Raw genomic sequence first — 4304 nt, 5'->3', positions numbered from 1 at the left:
GGGGCCCGGCTTTCCTTTCAGTTCCGTGACCAAGACGAAGGAGTACGACTTCAACGCCGACGTCAGCGTCCTGCAGGGCAACACCCAGGGCCTGGAGAACACGATCAACAACGCGAACCAGTCGGCGTTCTTCAAGAACCCCAGCGTCTACTCCGATCCGTCGCAGTACGCCGACAACACGTCGAACATCGACATCCGCTTCTAAGGCTCCACCAGCCGGAAGAAGGAACGAGGCGGGGCCCGAACGGGCCCCGTTTTTTTTCGGATTGTCGAAGCCATCCCGTAGGGTGGACAAGCGTCGTGCAGCGCAGTCCACCAACGAAGCGACGTCAAATGGTGGACTGCGCTGCGCTTGTCCACCCTACCCGTTCATCGGCCCTGCTGCTCGACAAAGCCGGAAACAGATTCGAGATACCGACGATAGTCCTGCAGGCAGGTTTTGAATGTGTCGCGATAGGTCAGTCTTGTCGACCTCCCTTCGCCGGTCGACAGTTCGCTGATGATATGCTCGTTGACGTCGATAGCACGCATGACGATACGTTCCAGGATTCTCTCCACTGCCGCCAGCTTAGGCGATTTCTGTCAAATGACATACCATCCTGCTTGTCTTTTCGTCCGTCCTCTGTGTTGCGACAACCGTTGCATAGTGCGACTATGCGCCGGTTGTCGCGCCTGGATGACGGACGAAAATCCGGCGCGATCTGGTATGCCATTTTCCGGCAATCGCCTTAAGATCGTCGGCCACGAGCGAGTCCGGAGTCTCGTCCTTGAATCGCAGCAATCGCTCGAGATCTTCTGCAACGAGCTGCAGTTTGCGCTGTACGAACTCACGGCGAATCATGGAGCAGCCCCTTGATCCTGGCCATCTTCTTCTCGAACAGCGTCTGTTCGAGGGCAAACAGATCGGCCGAGTCGACGAAATCCCTGTAGGCATAGGCCCTGTATTCACAAAAAAGATCAGGATCGCCATCCAGTAGCCGGCCCGACTGCATGATCTCATGGCGAAACAGGGGGTCAGCGTCTTCGATCCGTACCAGATCCAGATCGACGTCTCCGAATACCTCGGTACGTGTACTCGAATCGCTGAATGGTGCCGTCGCGTTCGAGTGCGCTCGGGGATTTCAGAGACAGAGCCTCGCGTAGCGTGGACAGGGCCGAATCGGCCTGAACGATCCGCTTGTTCAGAGTGTCCACTTCACCCCCGCTGCGCGCACCGCGTCGCGGAATTCTGCGTCGGTTGTGGCAAGGTCGACCAGATCGGCCTTGAACGGGACAAGGCTTTCTTCCAGGTTCTCGGCTACCGAAGAAAATACTTCAGGCGGTACGACAGTCCCGTGGCCGTCGAGGGCGATATCGATATCCGACCAGGTCCTGGCGTGCCCGGTTGCCCGCGAGCCAAAGAGCCAGGCGTCTATACCGGTTCCTGTCAACGTCGCCCGCACCAAACGGCGCGCCTCTCCCAGGGCCCACCGCGCTGGCGAAACACCGGCGGCCCAGCGTGCCTTTCCCCCTTCGAAGCGAAAAGGGAAGTCAATGTCATTCGACTCTCCGGATGTCATATACCCGTCACGGACAGGTTTTCACGAGAAAGTGTGTGTCATATTCGTTTTGTGGCAAGGCGCGATGACGCGTAATAGCCGCTCTATTGCAAGGAATCGCAACACCGCCACGGGACGAATAGGGCGTGCAATTGCCGGGAAAACCTGTCCGTGACGGGTATAATGCAACAACATGACGGTAATTCGCTGAATTATGTACCCGACCGCTCCGCTGAACCTGTAACACCCCGCACCGCCATCCACCCCATCCCCAGATACTCCTTCACCGCCAGCGTCGTCTGGTACATCGCCCCCACATCCGGCAGATAATCCAGCACCGTCCGCGCCGGGTCATAGATCGACCGCATATCCGTCGGTGCCGGCACGGCATCGATCCCCCGCGCACGAAACAGCTTCATCGCCCGCGGCATGTGCAGCGCCGAGGTGACCAGCAATACCCTGCCAATCCCTCGCTCCCGCAATATCTCCCCCGTGTACAGCGCATTCTCCGCCGTGTTCCGGCTCTGCGTCTCCATGACGATCGCTTCATCCGGCACCCCCAGCCGCAACAGCAACGCCTTCATGCCGACCGCCTCCGGTTCAACGGCCCCCAGCCACGCAATCCCGCCCCCGGAAGCGATCACTACAGGCGCCTTTCCTGACTCGAAAAGCGCGGCGGCGTGTAGCAGCCGGTCAAAGGATTCCGACACCTGCAGATCCACCCGAGGCGCCGCCGGGGCGGATACCATTCCACCCAGCACCACGATGGCATCGGCCGCCGGATAGGCTTCGATTTCAGGAGGCAGGTAACGCCACTCCAGCGTGGACCGCAACCAGTCCGAAAACACGGGCATCGAAGCCACCCAGATCAACCCCACCGCCCCCCACAGGAGCGCCCGTCCCGCGGTGCGAAACCGCGAAATCAACACCCCGGCAAGGATCACCATCCCCAGACCCAGCCCTAGCGGATACACAAACACCGGCAAGAATTTCGAAAGCCAGATTTCCATCTCCACTCCTTCCGGTTTTCCTCCCCCTGGCAGGGGGAGGCCAGGAGGGGGTCGAGACTATCACCAGGCACCGAGTCGATCCCAATGCCCCCATCCCGACCTTCGCCCCCTCATTAGAACGTTGAAGCAGAGTAGCAAGAGTAGTCCGGATGCAGCGATAGCGGAATCCGGGAAGGCAGGTGCGGTGGCTCGGACAGGAATCCTGGATTGCGTTACCACTCCATCCAGGCTACGAGTCTCTTTGCGACACCCCCTGGCAGGGGGAGGGGGAAAATTAACCAGCCCCCGACAAGCAGGCGGAATGTCGTAACGTCTGTATTGCACCATCCGTCGGTGACTGGAACAATTGTGCCGTGCGTGGATTCGATTGCGTTGAGTGGTGCTCCATTCGCCTCCTCGGCAGCCGCCGGAGAACCCGCATCGAGATAAACCCCCTCTAGCCCTCCGTCTCAACGCAAGATACTCCCTCTCCCTGTTAGAGGGTGTCGAAAATGTCTGGATTGTGCTTTCTGGCAAGGCAAGAACGCGCGCAGAAGCGCAGTTTACACGCAGTCAATGAGCATTCGAGCACGTTCTTAACGCCGCCAGGGAGTGCAGGACGGGCTTTTGCGACACCCTTTGTTTAGGGGTAGCCACTCCGTGGTTCGGTTCCCTGCTTCATGGTTGTACGGGAATTGTACGGGTGATGCCATCGCGACATGGGTCATAACAGGATTGTGTCATGCCAGATAAACTGAATCGCAGGGACGAACGCATCGATTTGCGCCTGAGCCGTTCCGCCAAGGTCATGCTGCAACGGGCCGCTGCCGTACGCCACAAGACCGTCAGCGAGTTTGTCGTCGAGAGCGGCCTGACAGCGGCGGCCGATACCCTGGCGGACCGACGGGAGTTCCTGCTCGACGAGGACCGGTGGCAAGCGTTCGTGGCCGCGTTGGACGGGGCGGAGAAACCCAGGCCCAACCTGGAGAAACTGCTCGGGAGCAAGAGCATTTTCGAATGAGCGCAGCCGGGCCGCACCGCCTGGCCATAGAAAAACTGAGCGCCGCGCATGATCTCGCCGGATTCGATTGTGGCGTAGATGCGCTCAACCGTTTCCTGCGGCGCTACGCAATTCAAAGTCAAAAGGCCAATAGCACCCAGACCTACGTCGCGTGCCAAAATGGGACTGCGGTCGGCTACTACAGCCTGACGGTGGGCGCGGTTGGTCACGCCGATGCGACGGAACGGGTCAGAAAATCCATGCCTCGCTACTCGATTCCGGTCCTGATACTGGCCCGTTTGGCGGTGGGGAAGGATCTGCAGGGACAGCGTTTCGGCCAGGGCCTGCTCAAAGACGCCCTGGTGCGGACCGCACGGGCCGTGGACATCGCCGGTGTCCGGGCGCTGCTGGTGCATGCCAAGGACGATCAGGCGCGCGCATTCTACGAGCGATTCGACTTCGAGCCCAGTCCAACGGACGCTTATCACCTGTTTTTGTTGGTGAAGGACATCGGGCGATCGATCGGGAAACAGGGCGGGAAATAGGGGACACGAACAACGGATAGACAGGACGGTGCCAACCACGGATGCCCTATTTAATCGGGTATTCGCTCCTGGATGCTGCCGAGAACTTCACTGCATGAGTTCGGCGTACACGGCGAGACGATCTTGGATTTCACGGGCGACTTTTTCGCGATAGGTTTGCGCCGTCAAATTTCGGTCGTCCGTGGCATTCATCGGCAAAATGGTCTCTGACTCAAGGAGAGGGATATTCGCG

General features: G+C 59.4%; 8 protein-coding genes. 3 read left to right on the top strand and 5 right to left on the bottom strand.

From position 1 onward, the window contains the following. Positions 1-205 (top strand): hypothetical protein (locus LJE91_02395; protein MCG6867601.1); only part of this gene is annotated, 205 nt, incomplete at its 5' end. A gap of 164 nt (positions 206-369) precedes the next feature. Here LJE91_02395 and LJE91_02390 read toward each other — a convergent pair. The 5 genes from LJE91_02390 to LJE91_02370 all read right to left on the bottom strand — a co-directional run bounded on the left by LJE91_02390 (position 370) and on the right by LJE91_02370 (position 2548). Next, positions 370-558 carry a hypothetical protein gene (locus tag LJE91_02390; protein ID MCG6867600.1) on the bottom strand — a complete coding sequence of 63 codons (189 nt, stop codon included), beginning with the start codon at positions 556-558 and terminating at the stop codon, positions 370-372. Between the two features lie 94 nt (positions 559-652). After that, positions 653-841, bottom strand: coding sequence for a hypothetical protein (locus tag LJE91_02385; protein MCG6867599.1), 189 nt, complete (start codon positions 839-841; stop codon positions 653-655). Continuing rightward, positions 828-992 (bottom strand): hypothetical protein, encoded by a 165-nt coding sequence (locus LJE91_02380; protein MCG6867598.1) that lies wholly within the window; start codon positions 990-992, stop codon positions 828-830. Before LJE91_02380 ends, LJE91_02385 begins: the two co-directional genes overlap by 14 nt. A 189-nt stretch (positions 993-1181) precedes the next feature. Continuing rightward, positions 1182-1559 carry a nucleotidyltransferase domain-containing protein gene (locus LJE91_02375; protein MCG6867597.1) on the bottom strand — a complete coding sequence of 126 codons (378 nt, stop codon included), beginning with the start codon at positions 1557-1559 and terminating at the stop codon, positions 1182-1184. Between the two features lie 191 nt (positions 1560-1750). Beyond that, positions 1751-2548: a YdcF family protein gene (locus LJE91_02370; protein MCG6867596.1), complete on the bottom strand. Its 798-nt coding sequence runs from the start codon at positions 2546-2548 to the stop codon at positions 1751-1753. Positions 2549-3269: 721 nt separating this feature from the next. Between LJE91_02370 and LJE91_02365 the strand changes: the two genes are divergently transcribed. Beyond that, positions 3270-3548, top strand: coding sequence for a DUF1778 domain-containing protein (locus tag LJE91_02365; GenBank protein ID MCG6867595.1), 279 nt, complete (start codon positions 3270-3272; stop codon positions 3546-3548). Continuing rightward, complete coding sequence (locus LJE91_02360; GenBank protein MCG6867594.1) at positions 3545-4072, top strand: GNAT family N-acetyltransferase; 528 nt, start codon at positions 3545-3547, stop codon at positions 4070-4072. Before LJE91_02365 ends, LJE91_02360 begins: the two co-directional genes overlap by 4 nt. Positions 4073-4304: the final 232 nt, after the last annotated feature.

It is taken from the genome of Gammaproteobacteria bacterium (assembly GCA_022340215.1).
GTDB lineage: Bacteria > Pseudomonadota > Gammaproteobacteria > JAJDOJ01 > JAJDOJ01 > JAJDOJ01.
Note: the sequence above shows the minus strand (reverse complement) of the source record. Positions and strands in the feature narration are given on the sequence as shown.

Excerpts from the sequence above, each read along its gene's own strand:
- LJE91_02385 (MCG6867599.1), bottom strand. The coding sequence starts at position 841 with ATGATTCGCCGTGAGTTCGTACAGCGCAAACTGCAGCTCGTTGCAGAA.
- LJE91_02380 (MCG6867598.1), bottom strand. The coding sequence starts at position 992 with ATGCAGTCGGGCCGGCTACTGGATGGCGATCCTGATCTTTTTTGTGAA.
- LJE91_02375 (MCG6867597.1), bottom strand. The coding sequence starts at position 1,559 with ATGACATCCGGAGAGTCGAATGACATTGACTTCCCTTTTCGCTTCGAA.
- LJE91_02370 (MCG6867596.1), bottom strand. The coding sequence starts at position 2,548 with ATGGAAATCTGGCTTTCGAAATTCTTGCCGGTGTTTGTGTATCCGCTA.
- LJE91_02365 (MCG6867595.1), top strand. The coding sequence starts at position 3,270 with ATGCCAGATAAACTGAATCGCAGGGACGAACGCATCGATTTGCGCCTG.
- LJE91_02360 (MCG6867594.1), top strand. The coding sequence starts at position 3,545 with ATGAGCGCAGCCGGGCCGCACCGCCTGGCCATAGAAAAACTGAGCGCC.